Annotated in this window: 14 protein-coding genes and 1 pseudogene; 3 read left to right on the top strand and 12 right to left on the bottom strand. The window is 55.3% G+C overall.

Translation table 11 applies throughout. From position 1 onward, the window contains the following. Positions 1–214: 214 nt before the first annotated feature. The 11 genes and pseudogenes from wzyE to trxA form a co-directional block, all read right to left on the bottom strand. The gene (gene wzyE / locus BBW68_RS06155) at positions 215–1,561 is read right to left on the bottom strand and encodes an ECA oligosaccharide polymerase (protein ID WP_070134447.1); all 1,347 of its coding nucleotides are present in this window, start codon (positions 1,559–1,561) and stop codon (positions 215–217) included. Continuing rightward, entirely contained in the window at positions 1,558–2,634 is a 1,077-nt protein-coding gene (gene wecF / locus BBW68_RS06160; protein ID WP_070134448.1) for a TDP-N-acetylfucosamine:lipid II N-acetylfucosaminyltransferase, read from the bottom strand. The genes wzyE and wecF overlap by 4 nt, the downstream gene beginning before the upstream one ends. Next, positions 2,631–3,807 (bottom strand): annotated as a pseudogene (wzxE, locus tag BBW68_RS06165) (lipid III flippase WzxE). Before wzxE ends, wecF begins: the two are co-directional and overlap by 4 nt. A gap of 1 nt (position 3,808) precedes the next feature. Then, a complete protein-coding gene (gene rffA, locus BBW68_RS06170; RefSeq protein WP_070134449.1) occupies positions 3,809–4,939 on the bottom strand; it encodes a dTDP-4-amino-4,6-dideoxygalactose transaminase in 1,131 nt (376 codons plus the stop codon). Further along, positions 4,936–5,631 carry a dTDP-4-amino-4,6-dideoxy-D-galactose acyltransferase gene (rffC, locus tag BBW68_RS06175; protein WP_102135763.1) on the bottom strand — a complete coding sequence of 232 codons (696 nt, stop codon included), beginning with the start codon at positions 5,629–5,631 and terminating at the stop codon, positions 4,936–4,938. Before rffC ends, rffA begins: the two co-directional genes overlap by 4 nt. After that, positions 5,615–6,907, bottom strand: coding sequence for a UDP-N-acetyl-D-mannosamine dehydrogenase (gene wecC / locus BBW68_RS06180; RefSeq protein WP_070134451.1), 1,293 nt, complete (start codon positions 6,905–6,907; stop codon positions 5,615–5,617). The genes rffC and wecC overlap by 17 nt, the downstream gene beginning before the upstream one ends. Next, positions 6,904–8,034, bottom strand: coding sequence for a non-hydrolyzing UDP-N-acetylglucosamine 2-epimerase (gene wecB / locus BBW68_RS06185; protein WP_070134452.1), 1,131 nt, complete (start codon positions 8,032–8,034; stop codon positions 6,904–6,906). Before wecB ends, wecC begins: the two co-directional genes overlap by 4 nt. A 35-nt stretch (positions 8,035–8,069) precedes the next feature. Next, a complete protein-coding gene (gene wzzE, locus BBW68_RS06190) occupies positions 8,070–9,101 on the bottom strand; it encodes an ECA polysaccharide chain length modulation protein (RefSeq protein WP_070134453.1) in 1,032 nt (343 codons plus the stop codon). A gap of 70 nt (positions 9,102–9,171) precedes the next feature. Then, positions 9,172–10,233 carry a UDP-N-acetylglucosamine--undecaprenyl-phosphate N-acetylglucosaminephosphotransferase gene (gene wecA / locus BBW68_RS06195; protein ID WP_070134454.1) on the bottom strand — a complete coding sequence of 354 codons (1,062 nt, stop codon included), beginning with the start codon at positions 10,231–10,233 and terminating at the stop codon, positions 9,172–9,174. 290 nt (positions 10,234–10,523) lie between these two features. Continuing rightward, the gene (gene rho / locus BBW68_RS06200) at positions 10,524–11,783 is read right to left on the bottom strand and encodes a transcription termination factor Rho (RefSeq protein WP_070134455.1); all 1,260 of its coding nucleotides are present in this window, start codon (positions 11,781–11,783) and stop codon (positions 10,524–10,526) included. A gap of 368 nt (positions 11,784–12,151) precedes the next feature. Continuing rightward, a complete protein-coding gene (gene trxA / locus BBW68_RS06205; RefSeq protein ID WP_070134456.1) occupies positions 12,152–12,481 on the bottom strand; it encodes a thioredoxin TrxA in 330 nt (109 codons plus the stop codon). A 129-nt stretch (positions 12,482–12,610) separates the two neighbouring features. Between trxA and rhlB the strand changes: the two genes are divergently transcribed. Beyond that, positions 12,611–13,903, top strand: coding sequence for an ATP-dependent RNA helicase RhlB (rhlB, locus tag BBW68_RS06210; RefSeq protein ID WP_070134457.1), 1,293 nt, complete (start codon positions 12,611–12,613; stop codon positions 13,901–13,903). A 6-nt stretch (positions 13,904–13,909) separates the two neighbouring features. Beyond that, positions 13,910–15,394, top strand: a complete 1,485-nt coding sequence (gene gppA, locus BBW68_RS06215; RefSeq protein WP_070134458.1) for a guanosine-5'-triphosphate,3'-diphosphate diphosphatase — start codon at positions 13,910–13,912, stop codon at positions 15,392–15,394. A 41-nt stretch (positions 15,395–15,435) separates the two neighbouring features. Here the strand turns inward: gppA and rep are convergent, their stop codons facing one another. Continuing rightward, positions 15,436–17,454 carry a DNA helicase Rep gene (gene rep / locus BBW68_RS06220; protein ID WP_070134459.1) on the bottom strand — a complete coding sequence of 673 codons (2,019 nt, stop codon included), beginning with the start codon at positions 17,452–17,454 and terminating at the stop codon, positions 15,436–15,438. A 108-nt stretch (positions 17,455–17,562) separates the two neighbouring features. Here rep and BBW68_RS16025 point away from each other — a divergent pair. Beyond that, positions 17,563–17,690 (top strand): peptidylprolyl isomerase (locus tag BBW68_RS16025; RefSeq protein WP_186821289.1); only part of this gene is annotated, 128 nt, incomplete at its 3' end.

Genomic DNA, 17,690 nt, shown 5'->3' on the forward strand with positions numbered 1-17,690 from the left:
GTACCGAGGCGGGGGGGGGAATGAGGGGTACGGGAGGTCTCCCCCCCGGCACCGCGCCCATGAGGATCTGCGTTGATGCGCTGCGTCGGCCATCGGTTGACTCCTTCTGAGATAATTGTCTAATTAACCATTACCTTACCAGATAAGCCAATGGCTCTCACCATCCTTCCAAATTTACACCACGTCCTAAGATTCTACCTAAGCAAAACAAAGGCTACGGCTGTGGCGACAGAGGGCGACTAGCCGCGCGCGGACGGACTACTCCGACCACATCCAACAGCCAGTACAGCAGCTTAGCGGCTACCACACAGACAGCAAAAATAATACAGAAGAATACCACGCGTGAAGCAAACGCATCCAGCCCCTCACGCGCCAAGACGATCATGTTAAACACCGCGCCAAAACAAAAGCTTTGCAGAATTGCGGCTTTGTAGCGGTTGGGTTCATGGCGGCCTTTGTCATACAGCCAGTCAAACCATTTGATAATCATGCCGACGGCAACCGCACCCAGCGGGATAAACAGCGCACCGCCCATCACCACCAGTGAGCCAATCAGCGTGGGGGATATCGCTAGGCCAGAGTGATTATCCAGTACTTCCCAGGTAAAGTAGTTCGTGCTGTTAAGCACTTCGGTTGGCCGCCCGTGCCACAGCCAGCTGGGGATAAACACGTATAAATCGCGCCAGATTGGGGCCAGCCCCTGAAAATCAATCTTGTCGTAGTTTTGCAGCAGCAGACCGAGATTCTCCCAAGGGGAAAAGGTATCTCGCGTCAGATAGAGGAAGGTGTAGAACGCCTCCGGACCGCTAACGTCGAGGTTATAGCGTTTGAGCGCCAGCCAGAACATGCCAACAATGCCGCCCACGCCCGCCAGCACCAGCATCCAGAGCGTGATCCAACCGCGAATAATGCCGATAAACAGAAACAGGGCGAAAGCGATGATGATATTGGCGCGCGTACCACCGACGATGGTGTAGGTCAGCAGACCAAAGCCGACGGCGGCCACGAGGAAGAACAGCCAGCCGCGTAAATCCTGCTTGAGGAAGTAAACCACCAGCATCGCCGGAATAAAGAAATAGAAGAAGCGCTTGAGCGCCACGCCGGAAACATCCGCAGAGAAAATCTGGCTGTAGCTGTGCAGCTTAAACAGCAGAAAGCCGTTATGCATAAAGAACACGCTGACGGTGCCCAGCGCCACCAGCGCCATCAGTCCCCAGCTCAAGTGGGCTTCAATACGGTTGATGGTAAATATCTGTCGTGCAGGAGCCGTGCTGCGCGCGCACAGCCGGGTTTTGTAGCTGACATAGTAGATCGCATAGAAACAGCCCGCCGACAGCAGCGCCTGTAACAGATACTCTGGCAGCACCACCTGCACGTCGAAGCCAAACACCAACAGGAAGGTCAGCGGAAAACCAAAGAAGAAGGTCAGCAAAAACAGCTGCGAGAAGAAGACGTTAAAGTTGAAGCGCACGCGCCTGAACTCACGCCATGTCAGCGTCAGGATAAATCCACCGCAGCACAGGTACACCACCAGCAAACCGGCGAACTCTAATAAGGTCATGCGCTTTCCCCTTCCACCGTTTGCAGCGCCTGTTGCCAGCCCGCCAGATAACTTGGTTCAAAAAAAACGATGCGGCTTTTATCTAGGCTCTGCAGCTGACGCCGCGCATCCGCGACCGTGGTCGCATCCAGCGCATCGCCGTTAAACAGTACCGGCACCTGCTGCTCAGCCAAGTCCTGCCAGAACGGATTTTTACGGTTCAACACAAACGGCACGTTGGCCTGCATCAGCAGACACAGCGTGCCGATCCCCTGCTGGCGCTCGAAGATAAAATAGCCGAGGTGACAGCGAGATAGCAGCTGTAAATAATTATCGAATGCCAGCTTTTCCGTCAACAGCTGCACGTGGCCCGGTGCAAAAAGCGCATCCGCAGCCGCGCGCACGCGCCCGATGTATGCGTTATTGTTGGCCGGGTAGCCCAGCGGCACCAGCACCTGCACCTCGTTGCCGAACTGCTGATAGATCTCCTGCAATGCCTGAATATGACGGTTGCTGGCATCCCCGGAATTACCGAGCAGGATGGTCAGCGGACCGCCAGCAGCCTGGCTTTCCAGCACGCTGTGCGCCAGCCGGGTCGGGAAGTAGAGCAGCGATGCGGGCATCCGCGGGAAGCGCTGGTGAAAATGATTGATGTCGCCACGGGTGGCAAATACGTGCCCCACGCGCTTTTGCGCCTGGCGCCGCAGCATATAGAACAGACGAAACTTCAGGCTGGCCGCATCTTCATATAGATCGGCCCCCCAGATATGCCAGTAAAACTGCTGGCGTGCGATCTTGCACGCCAGCAGTGCCAGCCACAAGCGTGGATTGAACTGCCCGTGGCAGAAAAAGCGCGTGCTGTGCTGCTGGCTGGCGATAGCGATCGTCGTCTGCGCTAGTTGCGCTTTGCTAGAGAACACGCGGATGACCAGCTGCGGATAGTGCCCAGCCAGCGTTGCCTGCCCGCTCACCACCCAAAACTCACGCGGGGCTGAAGATGGGGCAACCTCATATAAAACCTGGTTAAAAAAGCCCAGCACCGTCGCGTTGTGATGCGGAATATCTGAGCCTAAAAGATGAATTACTCTGGTCATACTCGCCTACGATAGATAATAAAAACGCCAGCACAGAGTGCAAAGTAAGCGATATAGGTCGCCATATATGCCTGAGCTGCGCCTGCTGCGCCGTGCAGCGGGATCAGCCAGCAGGAAAAACCGGTCAGCAGCACAAACTGTGCTGACTTCGGTGAGAATATAAAAACGCAGTGACGCTTTGGCGATCACTAGGTAGCCAAATACGTAGCAACCGACTTTCAGCACATCGCCGATCAGCGGCCAGACGGTGAAGCTGACGGCGGCGGCGGGCAGTACGAAGCGCAGCGATTTGATGATCTCACGCGAAATCTCGGCCTTCGTCTGCAGGCAAGCCAGCGTCGGCAGCAGATAGACGCTGAACGAGGCGGTAATAAACTGCAGGTAGGCATCTGAAATACTGCTCACCCCCTGCCATAAACCAACCTGCTCCCAGCCCGCGTGCTGCGCCAGCAGGTTACGCATCATCATCCACGCCACCGGCAACGTGACTGCGGTGATCAGCGCCATCAGCGTGAATTTACCTAGGCTGCGCGCATACTCCGGCCGCCACTGCAGCAGCAGATAGCGCATCGGCAAATGGTCACGCCGTGCCAGTAGCCACATCGCAGGCACCACGACCAGAGCCGGGACCATGGTCAAGCCCACCAGCGCGCCGCTATAGCCACCAAGCCAGTAGCAGACAAACCACGCTACCACCCCGACCACGCTGCCGACAATCAGCGCCAGCGCGTTGCCTGCGGCATCGCGGAAGCCTTTCATGATCGCCGGCGCGAGGTTAGCCCAGGCGATACCTATCTGCAGGAAAGCGGCGATGCGGATCACCTGCTGATACTGCTCATGGCCAAACAGCGCCCGGCTTATCGGCGCAGCAAACAGCAGGAACACGGCAGCCAGCAGCAGCGCGAATCCGAGCACCATCGCCGAAGTCGTGCCAAGAACCACGCGTAGTTCTGCTGGCTGCTGCTGAGTCTGCGCAACATATTTGGTCACGCCGTTGAAAATTCCGGCCCCCGCCAGCACACCAAGCACGGTGATCAGCTGGCGGAAGTTACCCGCCTGCCCAACGCGCGCAGGTACGTAGGTCACTGCCAGCATTTTTACCACCAGCAGCCCGGCAGCAATCTTTAGCAGTGTGGAAACGGCCATCCACACCGACGCTTTTGCCAGTGACATATCAGGAGAAATAGCTCAGCAGTGAACCGATCACCGTTTTCTGATTGTTATCAGAGAGGTTATAGAACAGCGGCAGGCGCAGCAGGCGTTCACTCTCGATCTGGGTGGAGCGATCAATACCGTGGAAGCGACCAAAATGCCTACCGGCAGGAGAGCTGTGCAGCGGAATGTAGTGGAAAACCGCGAGGATCTCGGCCTCTTTCAGCCAAGAGATCAGCGCGCTGCGGTCATCCTGATCGCGCAGCTTGAGGTAAAACATATGCGCATTGTGTTCGCAGTTTGCCGGGATGACGGGCAGCTCGATGCGCCCGCGTGCCGCTAGGGGCTGCAGGGCATCATGATAGTTCTGCCACAGCCGCAGGCGCTGCTGGTTGATGCGCTCTGCTGACTCAAGCTGTGCCCAGAGATACGCGGCCTGCAAATCGGCCATCAGATAGCTGGAGCCGATATCGCGCCAGGTATATTTATCCACCTGACCACGGAAAAACTGGCTGCGGTTGGTGCCTTTCTCGCGAACGATCTCCGCGCGCTCGACTAGCGAGGCACCGTTGACCAGCGTCGCTCCACCTTCGCCACCGGCCGTGTAGTTTTTGGTTTCATGAAAGCTGAAGCAACCAATATGCCCGATGCTGCCGAGCGCGCGACCTTTGTAGGTTGACATCACGGCCTGCGCCGCATCCTCCACCACCCACAGCTGGTGCTTTTCCGCCAGCGCCATAATGGTGTCCATCTCGCAGACCACGCCCGCATAGTGCACCGGCACAATCGCTTTGGTCTTATCGGTGATCGCCGCTTCAATCAGCGTCTCATCAATATTCATGGTATCCGTGCGCACGTCGACAAAGACGATGGTCGCCCCACGCAGCACAAAGGCATTGGCCGTCGAGACAAAGGTGTAGCTCGGCATGATCACTTCATCACCGGGCTGAATATCAATCAGAATCGCTGCCATTTCGAGTGAAGCGGTACAGGAAGGGGTGAGCAGCACTTTACGACTGGCGAAGCGCTGCTCCATCCACTGCTGGCAGCGACGGGTAAAACCGCCATCACCGCACAGTTTGCCGCTACCCATGGCCGACTGCATATATTCAAGTTCAGTTCCCACCACCGGCGGCGCATTAAACGGAATCATAGCGTTTCCCTGTATAACCAGTATGCGGTGCGTTCAATCACGCCGCCGCAGCGAAGATAAAGACACAACGCAGCGAGGTTGCCCGACTGCGTGGCGACGTGAAGTCGTGTCAGGCAGCGCGCGCGGCACCAGTCGTTAGCCGCATTCATCAACCGATGCCCGATGCCCAGCCCCTGAACCGCAGGTACAACCGCCAGCAGGCCAATGCGCGCGGTGCCGTCATCCAGCTCACGCAGGGAGACAAAGCCCTGCATATTGCCCTGCTCATCCACCGCCAACAGGCACTGATGATCAAAGGTGCCGCGCACCGCGTTTTCCACCCACTGCGCATAGAAACGCCCGCTGTCGCCGGATGCATACCACGGGGCACGAAAACGACTAAAGGTGAATGCTTCTTCCGCGGCCTGGCGCAGTGCCGGAATATGCTCCGCGCGCGCAATACGCACGCCGGTCGGGCGCTCCACCGGCGTGATGCCCAGCATGCAGTCCGCTTCCCCTTCCACCGGGCGAAAACCGAGTGCACTGAGCGCATCCAGCTCCGCACTCTGCTGCGCCAGCACTTTGACCTGCACCAGCGGCCAGTCGTCGAGCTGCGCGCTATCCAGCTGATGCTCACCGCCCAGCTCCAGCAGCGCACTCTGCCGGTTAAAGAACGTGTTCTCCCAGACGAGGGGTTTAAGTATCCCGTTCACAGCTCGAATATCTCATACGCCATACCCCTTTGGTATCCACAATCCACGGCTGATTCACACTGGCGGGATCGATGGTTTTAAACTGACGGTGATCGACCAGCAGCACCAGCACGTCGGCCTGCTGCAGGGCGTCATCCAGCGCCACCAGCGTGACGCTTTGCTGCAGTTTAGCAGGCAGCTGCTGCACGTTAGGTTCGACCACCAGCGTGCTGCCCTGATGCCAGTCGGCGATCAGTTTCGTTACCTGAACGGCTGGGCTTTCACGCAGGTCGTCAATATCGGGTTTGAACGTCAGGCCTAGGCAGGCAATTTTCAGCTCGCTAGCGCGCTTGTTGCTTCTCATCAGGCAGTCGGCAACCTGACGCTGCACCTGCTCCAGCACCCAATGGGGTTTACCGTCATTCACTTCGCGCGCCATGCGGATTAACCGCGCCTGCTCGGGATTTTGCGCCACGATAAACCACGGGTCGACGGCGATGCAGTGCCCGCCAACGCCCGGGCCGGGTTGCAGTATGTTCACGCGCGGATGGCGGTTGGCGAGACGGATTAGCTCCCAGACGTTGATATCCTGCTCGGCGCAGATTAACGACAGCTCGTTAGCGAAGGCAATATTGACGTCGCGGAAGCTGTTCTCGGTGAGCTTACACATTTCAGCGGTGCGCGAGTTGGTGACCACGCACTCACCTTCGAGAAAGATATTGTACAGATCGCAGGCGCGCTGCGAGCAGACGGTCGTCATACCGCCAATCACCCGGTCATTTTTAAACAGCTCAACCATCACCTGACCCGGCAAGACGCGCTCCGGGCAGTAGGCAACCTGAATGTCCGCCTGCTCACCCGCCTGATGTGGGAAGCTTAGGTCCGGGCGCGCTGTCGCCAACCATGCGGCCATCTGCTCGGAAGCCCCCACTGGAGAGGTGGATTCGAGGATCACCAGATCGCCCTTTTTCAGCACTGACGCAATGGTCTCTGCCGCCGCCTGAACATAAGCCATATCCGGCTGATGCTCGCCTTTAAACGGCGTAGGAACGGCAATCAGAAATGCATCTGCAGCCTGTGGCTGAGTAGCGGCACGCAAATAGCCGCCGTCGACGGCGGTTTTCACCACGCGATCGAGGTCCGGCTCGACGATGTGAATGTCGCCACGATTGATGGTCTCTACCGCGTGCGCATTAATATCGATTCCAAGCACCTGCTTCTGCCGGGAGGCAAAGGCAGCGGCAGTGGGCAGGCCGATGTAGCCCAGCCCGATAACAGAAATGGTGTTGAAACTCATAATGTAATCCGGTTGTGTTTAAGCGCCTGCACAATACGCTGGCAGGCCAGTCCGTCTCCGTAAGGATTATGTGCGCGGCTCATGGTGTACCACGCTTCCTCATCGGTAAGTAAACGGTTGACTTCGATAACAATTTTCTCACCATCGGTGCCGACCAGCATCACCGTACCGGCAGCAACCGCTTCCGGGCGCTCGGTGGTATCGCGCATCACCAGCACCGGTTTGCCCAGCGACGGCGCTTCTTCCTGAATGCCACCGGAATCAGTGAGGATTAACCAGGCGCGATCCATCAGCCAGACAAACGGCAGGTACTCCTGCGGCTCGATCAGAATAATGTTGTCGATCCCACTTAGAATGCGGTTAACCGGCTCGCTGACGTTGGGGTTGAGATGAACCGGGTAAACGATCTGCGTATCGGGATGCAAGCGGGCAATTTCCGCCAGCGCATTACAGATACGTTCAAATCCGTCGCCGAAGCTCTCACGGCGGTGTCCCGTGACCAGAATCATCTTTTTGTTCGCTGCCAAGAACGGATAGCGCGCCGCAAAACTGTTACGTAATGCATCGTCACTCAGCACGCGGTCACGCACCCAGAACAGCGCGTCGATCACCGTATTACCGGTGACGAAAATGCGCTGGGCAGGCAGATTCTCGCGCAGCAGATTTTGCTGCGAACTGGTGGTTGGAGTGAAGTGGTAGCTCGCTAGGTGGCCCGTCAGCGTACGGTTGGCCTCTTCCGGCCACGGCGACCACAGATCGCCGGTACGCAGCCCGGCCTCCACGTGCCCTACGGGAATACGGTGGTAGAAAGCCGAAAGGCTGGCGGCAAAAGTGGTGGTGGTGTCACCGTGTACCAGCACCACATCAGGAGTGAAATCGGTAAATACCGTTTTCAGCCCTTCCAGAATACGGCTGGTGATCTCGGTTAACCCCTGCCCCGGCTGCATAATATTAAGATCGTAGTCCGGCACGATTGAAAACAGCTGCAGCACCTGATCGAGCATTTCCCGATGCTGTGCCGTCACGCATAAGCGTGACTCGATACCCTCTTCCTGCGCCAGCGCATGCACCAGCGGTGCCATCTTAATCGCTTCGGGGCGCGTGCCAAAAACTGTTAATACTTTCACCGTGACTCTCTTAATTCGCTCGTGTTTAACAGCATTTATTGCCCCTTTCTAAGACGGACCAGAACCGTTCCGGCACCCAGCAGAACCCCTACAGCGCCCCACATAACCATCAGCAGCATGCGGCGTGGGCTGTCACGCTTGACCGGCTCCTCCGGGGTGCGCAGGTAGCGCCAAGTGTGGAAAGACGGCACCAGTGTTGGCCCAACATTTAGCGTCGCCTGCATAGCCCGATTCTGGTCATAGTCTAGGTCGTAAGACGGACCGCTGGCCTGCAGGTTTTCCAGACGCCCCTGCAGCAGCGGGCGCCCCAGCAGGAACAGTTCGGAATCCGGCAGCTGTTCGGAAGGCGTCTGGGCTTTCGACTGCTCAAAGCCCTGCTGCTGAACAATTTTTAACGCCTGCTGTACGCTGTTCACCTGACGGTCATAAATCGCTTTTGCTACCGCTTCCTGGCGTTTTATCTGCGTTTTTAGCTGAATGCTGAGGGCTGCCCAGCCTGCCGCCAGATCTTCATTCAGATGTACAGTGGCGCGCGCATTGGCGAAAGCCACGTACTGGCGCAGCAGCTTGTTGGCGTCGGCGGCGGTCTCAGCCACCAGCATCACGGTATCCTTGATATTCTTGGCGCTGTCGGCAGGTTGCTGCTGAATATTGGCAATCAGCTCATCCAGCAGGGCTGCGTCTTCCCGCGCATTGCCAGTTTTTCGCTGCTTGAAATAGTCGGTCTGCACCCAGAAATCACGCCGGGTATCCCAAGCAAACAGCTGCATGATGAACTCCTGATACGCCTCATCCATCACCGTGGGTGGTGCTGTGGTCAGATTGCCGGCGCGGATATCAAAATTATTTAAGAACTGCTGCTGGGAGTAATAGCCGGAGAGCATGTTCACCGTCGGACGATCGATAATCGCGATCGTGCTCCATTTCGGCGTGACCAGCAGCGAGTAAATAAAGGCCAGTGCGGCAAACAGTGCGCCACCGGCGACAATCCAGAATTTACCGCGCCACAGCGTGCAGCAAAGATCACGAATATCTAGCTCGTTATCCGCCGCGTCAGGATAGGTCATATTTCAGGTTCCTTGTTGTCAGGCTTACTTAGTCAGTAGAAGTTTTCTTCTCGTTGTGGTTATTGAGCAGTCAGCGCTTCCATCTTTTAATCATGCGCGCAACGCGCCATGCCCGCTTGATGCAGTAGCCGTACAGCATAAAAGCTAGCAAGAAAAATACCAACATCGCCCATTCCGGGATAAAGGTCAGGTATTCGCCAAGCACACCCACCGCAGCCAGTAGCGCAGCAGCGGCGGTAATCAGGACAAACGCTTGGCGGGAGGTGAAGCCTGCACGCATGATCAGGTGGTGAATGTGCTGCCGATCTGCCGAGAAGGGACTCATCCCCTTGCTCAGGCGACGATACATAATTGCCACCATATCCATTAACGGAATAGCAATTAGCCACAGCGCGGTAACCGGGGTAATAGGATGGCTCGGACCCTGCGTGGTCGCAAGCAGGATCCAGATAATGGTGAAGCCAATCAGCGTGCTGCCGGCATCTCCCATGAACACTTTGTAGCGGCGACCAAACATGCCGAGGTTGAGCAAAATATATGGAATGATGGCTGCCATCATAATGAAGCACCACATCGCTAGGCTGCTCTGGCCATCCAGCAGCAGGATCACGCCAATAGCGAGGAAGGTGACGCAGGACAATCCCCCCAACAGACCATCAATGCCATCGACCATGTTGAAGGCGTTGATCGCGGCCCAGACGGCAAATAGCGTCAAAACATAGCCAAACGGCCCGACCACCAGCTCCCAAGGGCCGAAGATGTAGCCAAGGCTTAGCAGATAGAGTTTGGCCTTCATCATCATGACAACCGCCACGCCTGCCTGAACCACCGCTCGCGGTTTTACACTGATGTCGAAACGGTCGTCAAGCGCGCCGACAAATACCAGACAGCCCGCACAGCTAAGATACAGCAGGACGTTAGGCACATAGAAATTCGTCAATGCAAAGGCGAAACAGCTGCCGGCAAACACGGAGATGCCACCAACCAGCGGAATCGAGCCCTGATGTCGTTTGCGGTAGTTGGGTTTATCCATCAGTCCAACTTTAATAGCGGCTTTACGCGCGAAAAAAAGAAACGCCAATGAAAATAAAAAAGTTAGGACAAGCTCCGTACTCGTATTGAGTAAATTCACATTAACCAGCTCTCTGATAAGAATTGCGCAGTATTATAAGCAATTTTCATGCCATTAACACCCGTATAATTCTGATTCTATTCACTAGGGCGCGCATAATCAATGCAACCTATAACTTCGCCCTGTACCGCACATTAGCTCTAATTCTCCATAATCAGAATAGCCTATAGACCAAAAATAAAAAACGCCACGACTATGCGTGGCGTTACCCGAGTTTTCAGCTATTTATTGACGGCGGTAGTGTGGTCAAATGTCAATTTGACCGTTTAGCACCATCGGCAACCAACCTGTTATGAACGCTTCATCATATCGAAGAATTCATCGTTAGTTTTCGTCATCGCCAGCTTGTTGATGAGGAACTCCATTGCGTCGATTTCGCCCATTGGGTGAATAATCTTGCGCAGGATCCACATTTTCTGCAGCTCTTCTGACGTGGTCAGCAACTCTTCTTTACGGGTACCTGAGCGGTTGTAATCGATAGCAGGGAACACGCGCTTCTCAGCGATTTTACGCGCCAGATGCAGTTCCATGTTGCCGGTACCTTTAAACTCTTCGTAGATCACTTCATCCATCTTCGAACCGGTATCAACCAGCGCGGTGGCGATGATAGTCAGACTTCCGCCCTCTTCCACGTTACGTGCAGCACCGAAGAAACGCTTCGGACGATGCAGGGCGTTGGCATCCACACCACCGGTCAGTACCTTGCCAGAAGCAGGAACAACGGTGTTATAGGCGCGCGCCAAACGGGTAATGGAGTCGAGCAGGATGATAACGTCTTTTTTGTGTTCGACCAGTCGCTTGGCCTTCTCGATCACCATCTCAGCAACCTGAACATGGCGTGATGCCGGTTCGTCAAAGGTAGAAGCAATCACTTCGCCTTTAACCAGACGCTGCATCTCGGTAACTTCTTCCGGACGCTCGTCAATCAGCAGAACCATCAGCACGCAGTCTGGATGGTTGTAGGCGATGCTCTGCGCGATGTTCTGCAGCAGCATGGTTTTACCGGCTTTCGGCGGTGCGACAATCAGACCACGCTGGCCACGACCGATCGGCGAAGCCAGATCCAGTACGCGAGCGGTCAAATCTTCGGTAGAGCCGTTGCCACGCTCCATGCGCAGACGTGAGTTGGCATGCAGCGGCGTTAAGTTTTCAAACAGGATTTTGTTACGGGCATTTTCCGGTTTGTCGTAGTTAACTTCGTTAACTTTCAGCAGCGCAAAGTAACGCTCACCCTCTTTTGGCGGACGGATCTTGCCAGAGATGGAGTCACCAGTGCGAAGGTTAAAGCGGCGGATTTGACTAGGGGAAACGTAGATATCATCGGGACCGGCGAGGTAGGAACTGTCTCCAGAGCGGAGGAAACCAAATCCATCCTGCAATATCTCGAGAACGCCATCGCCGAAGATGTCTTCGCCACTTTTAGCATGCTGTTTGAGGATGGCAAAAATGATATCCTGTTTGCGCAAGCGCGCTAGGTTTTCCAGCCCCATATTTTCGCCGAGGGTAATCAGGTCTGAAACCGGCATATTTTTTAATTCGGTAAGATTCATAATGGTGGGTTCTTAAACTCGGGGTAAAACTTGAATTGTTTGTCATAAATGGTATGGCGAAAGATCCATGCCTGTCTAATTGGCTCTTGGTTCCGAAGTCCGCTCGATGATCACGTACAGGAAAACGCAGATCTGGAAGGAGGAGACGGTGAGGACAAAAAGCCAGAAATTCAGTAGATACTAACTGTCAGACTGCTGAATCTCTGTAAGATTATGATGAATATAGCGCTCAACAAGGAGTCATTCTATAAGGTGCAAACTACAAGGTTGGGTTTGTCGTGCTGCAGTGGATTTAACTTAGCACGCTTAATGCCGGGCGTCTAGCGGATAGATGAAAAATCAAACCGCGAAACGCCGGCAAGGCATGATTAGCCTAGGTTCGAGTTTAAGAACTCTTTAAGCTGACCTTTAGACAGTGCGCCGACTTTGGTCGCAGCCACTTCGCCATTTTTGAACAGCAGCAGGGTTGGAATACCACGGATGCCGTACTTAGGCGCCGTTGCTGGGTTTTTATCAATGTTCAGTTTAGCGATTTTCAGCTTGCCTTCATATTCGGCAGCCACTTCATCGAGAATAGGGGCGATCATCTTACAAGGACCGCACCATTCTGCCCAGAAGTCGACCAGTACCAAATCTTCTGCTTTCAGAACGTCGGCGTCAAAGCTGTCATCGGTCACGTGGGTAATTTTATCGCTCATGTTTACTCCAAGGGATTATCTTTACCTTTGATGTAGCATTAAGCAGCATCAGGCTGAGTTTATTGCACTGCTTTTATTTCACCGGATATGCTTTCGTAAAGCAATAGTAAGCTGATATTCTACCTCACTATGAGCAAAACACACTTAACAGAACAGAAGTTTTCCGACTTCGCCCTGCCCCCTCAGGTGATTGAAGCCCTTGAAATTAAAGGGTTTTATAATTGCACGCCTATTCAGGCGCTGGCATTACCGTTTACGCTCTCCGGGCGTGATGTAGCAGGTCAGGCGCAAACCGGTACCGGCAAAACGATGGCGTTCCTGACGTCAACGTTCCATCATCTTCTTTATCACCCTGCCCCGGAAGGTCGCCAGGTTAACCAACCTCGCGCGCTAATCATGGCACCGACGCGCGAACTGGTGGTGCAGATCCATGCGGATGCAGAACCGCTGGCGCAGGTTACCAAGCTGAAACTGGGCTTGGCTTACGGTGGCGATGGCTACGATAAACAGCTAAAAGTGCTTGAAAGCGGTGTTGATGTTTTGATCGCCACCACGGGTCGTTTAATCGATTACGCTAAACAGAATCATGTAAATTTAGGCGCCATCCAGGTGGTGGTACTCGACGAAGCTGACCGTATGTTTGACCTCGGCTTCATTAAAGACATTCGCTGGTTGTTCCGCCGGATGCCTGCCGCCAACCAGCGCCTCAATATGCTGTTCTCCGCCACCCTCTCCTTCCGCGTGCGTGAACTGGCCTTTGAGAATATGAACAACGCTGAATACGTTGAAGTTGAGCCGGAGCAGAAAACCGGACACCGTATTAAAGAAGAGCTGTTCTACCCTTCCAATGAAGAGAAGATGCGTTTACTGCAAACGCTGCTGGAAGAAGAGTGGCCCGACCGCGCGATCATCTTCGCTAACACCAAGCACCGCTGTGAAGATATCTGGGGCCATCTGGCTGCCGATGGTCACCGCGTGGGCCTGCTGACCGGCGATGTGGCGCAGAAGAAACGCCTGCGTATTCTGGATGATTTCACCAAAGGTGATGTCGATATCCTGGTCGCTACCGACGTTGCGGCACGTGGTCTGCACATTCCTGCCGTGACCCACGTCTTCAACTACGATCTGCCTGATGACCGCGAAGACTATATTCACCGTATTGGCCGTACTGGTCGTGCCGGTGCCAACGGTCACTCAATTAGCCTAGCCTGTGAAGAGTACGCTCTCAACCTGCCGGCGATTGAAGACTATATTGGCCATAGCATTGCCGTCAGCCGCTATAACAGCGATGCGCTGATGAGCGATCTGCCGCCGCCAAAACGCTTAACCCGAACTCGTTCTGGAAATGGTCTGCGCCGTGGTGGGAATAACAACCGCCGCAGCTGCGCACCGCGTAACCCTAACCGTAAACGTTCAGGTTAAAACGCCATGCTGAGCGTATCATCACTCTATGCTGCAATCGATTTAGGATCGAACAGCTTTCATATGTTGGTGGTGCGTGAAGTGGCTGGCAGTATCCAGACCATTGCCCGCATCAAGCGTAAGGTACGCCTAGCTGCCGGGCTTGATGCCAGCCACCATCTATCGGAAGAGGCGATGGAGCGTGGCTGGCAGTGCCTGCGGCTGTTCTCCGAGCAGCTGAAGGATACTCCCCCGCAGCAGATCCGCGTCGTCGCCACTGCCACCCTGCGTATTGCCTCAAACGCCGGTGAATTCCTCGTAGAAGCTGAGAAAATTCTGGGTTGCCCGGTCAATGTGATCAGCGGTGAGGAAGAAGCTCGCCTGATTTATCAGGGCGTTGCGCATACGACCGGCGGTTCGGATAAGCGCTTGGTGGTGGATATCGGCGGCGGCAGCACCGAGCTGGTCACCGGCAAGGGTTCGCAGGCCACTACGCTGTTAAGCCTGTCGATGGGCTGCGTTACTTGGCTGGAACGCTATTTTACTGATCGCCATCTTGGTAAAGAGCATTTCGAGCAGGCCGAACAGGCCGCGCGTGCGATGATCCGGCCGGTGGCCGATGCGATGTGCGAGCAGGACTGGCAGGTTTGCGTCGGGGCTTCCGGCACCGTTCAGGCACTGCAGGAAATTATGATGGCGCAGGGTATGGATGAGCGTATTACGCTGAGTAAGCTTCAGCACCTCAAGCAGAGCGCCATCCAGTGCGGCAAGCTGGAAGAGTTGGAGATTGAGGGACTGACCCTTGAGCGCGCGCTGGTTTTTCCGAGCGGGTTATCCATTCTTATCGCTATATTTAATGAACTGAATATCACCAGCATGACGCTGGCCGGTGGCGCACTGCGCGAAGGATTGGTTTACGGCATGCTGCACCTGCCGGTGGATCGCGATATTCGCAACTGCACGCTGCATAATATCCAGCGCCGTTTTGCTATCGATCCCGAGCAGGCTGACCGCGTGCGTCAGTTAGCCGATACCTTCGCCCGCCAAGTGGGGCAGAGCTGGAAGCTGGACGATCGCAGCCGTGAACTGCTGGATAGCGCCTGCCTGATCCATGAAATTGGTTTAAGCGTGGATTTCCGCCAGGCTCCGCAGCACTCTGCATATCTGGTGCGCCATCTCGATCTGCCAGGCTTTACCCCCGCGCAGAAAAAGCTGCTGGCAACGCTGCTGCAAAATCAGGTCAACAGCATCGATCTGGCGCTGTTAAGCCAGCAGAATGCCGTGCCGCCGCGCGTGGCTCAACGGCTCAGTCGCCTGCTGCGTCTGGCGATAATTTTTGCCAGCCGCCGCCGCGATGACACGCTGCCTGCGGTCCGTTTGCGGGCAGATGAGGACAACCTGACGCTGACGCTGCCGCAGGGCTGGCTGGATGCGCATCCTCTGCGCGCTGAGCTGCTGGAGCAGGAAGCGCACTGGCAGAGCTATGTGCACTGGTCTTTAGTCATAAACTGAGATCGACTACGCTCACGATGATGCCATATTGTCGCGAGTGGCTATTTCTTTGCTTTTGCTAGCTGGGCACGAATATTCGCTAGGTGGCTTTGCCCTTTCTGCATGCGCTCTTCCGCGCTGACGACTTTCCGCTCCGACTCCCATTTCAGCTCATCCTGCGGCAACTCCAGCAGGAAGCGGCTTGGCTCCGGGCAGATTGATTTACCATACTGACGACGCTCGCGGCACAGAGTAAACGTCAGTTCCTTCTGCGCACGCGTGATACCCACGTAAGCCAGGCGACGCTCCTCTTCAACGTTATTCTCGTCAATACTGCTCTGATGCGGCAGCAATCCCTCCTCCATGCCCACCAAGAACACGTAGGGGAACTCCAGACCTTTCGAGGCATGCAGCGTCATTAACTGAACCTGATCTGACTCTTCATCACTCTTGCCGCGCTCCATCATATCGCGCAGCGTGAAGCGCATAACGACCTGGGTCAGCGTCATCGGTTCATCGATATCGCTGCCCTCCAGCATTTCCGTCATCCACTGGAACAGGGTATTGACGTTTTTCATGCGCATTTCAGCCGCTTTCGGGCTGCCGGAAGTTTCAAACAGCCAGCTCTCGTAATCGATACCGCGGATCAGGTCACGTACCGCAGCCACCGGCTTGCGCTCTACCAGCTGCGCTACCTCCCGCAGCCAGTGGGTAAAGCGCTGCAGAGATTCCAGACCGCGCCCGGTGAGAGTCTGGCCGAGCCCCATATCGAAGCTGGCGCTAAACAGACTTTTATTGCGCTGGATCGCCCACTCGCCCAATTTTTGCAGCGTGGCCGAACCGATTTCACGCCGTGGCGTATTCACAATGCGCGTAAAGGCGCTGTCGTCGTCGGCGTTGGTCAGGACGCGCAGGTAGGCCAGCAGATCCTTGATTTCTGGACGCGAGAAGAATGAGGTGCCGCCGGAGATATGGTAAGGAATGCGGTTCTGCATCATAATTTTTTCAAACACCCGCGACTGATGGTTGCCACGATACAGAATCGCGTAGTCTTTATAACCGGTCTTATTGATAAAGTGATGGGCAATCAGCTCGCCGGTAACGCGTTCCGCTTCGTGATCTTCGTTATTGGCCGTCACCACCTTCAGCTCCGCGCCGTAGCCCAGCTCGGAGAACAGACGCTTTTCAAATACGTGCGGGTTATTGGCGATCAGAATATTCGCCGCTTTCAGAATGCGTTCCGAACAGCGGTAGTTCTGCTCCAGCTTGATCACCTGCAGCGCCGGGAAATCCTCCTGTAGCAGCACCAGGTTCTGCGGCCGCGCACCGCGCCAGGAGTAGATCGACTGATCGTCATCCCCCACTACGGTAAAGCGCGCACGGCTACCCACCAGCAGCTTTACTAGCTCATACTGGCTGGTGTTGGTATCCTGATATTCATCCACCAGCAGGTAGCGGATTTTCTGCTGCCAGCGTTCGCGCACTTCTAGATTGCGCTGGAACAGCAGGGTCGGCAGCAGGATCAGATCGTCGAAATCCAGCACGTTGCAGGACTTCAGATGGCGGTCATACAGCGCGTAACAGTGCGCAAACAGCTTATCGCGCTCCGATAACGCCCCGGCAGCCGCCCGCGATGGATCCATCAGATCGTTCTTCCAGTTGGAGATCGATGATATCAGCTGCTGCAACAGCGTTTTATCGTTTTCCAGCCACTCCTCGGTGAGGGCTTTCAACAGCGCCAGCTGATCTTCGTCGTCAAACAGAAAGAAGTTCGATTTCATCCCCAGCGCGGCGTATTCGCGCTTAATAATTTCCAGCCCCAGCGTATGGAAGGTGGAGATAATCAACCCGCGCGCTTCTTTGCGCCCCAGCGTCTGCGCTACGCGCTCTTTCATCTCACGCGATGCCTTATTGGTAAAGGTAACCGCAGCGATATGGCGCGCCTGATAGCCGCATTCGCGGATCAGGTGGGCAATTTTATTGGTAATGACGCGTGTTTTTCCCGAACCGGCACCAGCCAGTACCAGACAGGGTCCGGTAACAAATTCGACGACGTGTTGCTGACTAGGATTAAGACGCATAGATAGATAAATCACTCAATGAAATTGCGGTGGAGGAGAAAAACAGCGTGGTAGTATAGCCAGCGAAATCCCTGTGACTCAAGGTAACAATCATGGCAAAATCAGCACCTGTTAGCCCAGCTGGCTGACGGCGCTGATTTTGAGAAGCTGGCAAAGAAGCACTCTACCTGCCCGTCAGGTAAGAAAGGCGGCCACCTCGGTGAATTCAAACAGGGCACCTACGTGAAGGTGCGCAA

The sequence above is a fragment of the Candidatus Erwinia dacicola genome (assembly GCF_001756855.1).
In the GTDB taxonomy this organism is placed as follows: domain Bacteria; phylum Pseudomonadota; class Gammaproteobacteria; order Enterobacterales; family Enterobacteriaceae; genus Erwinia; species Erwinia dacicola.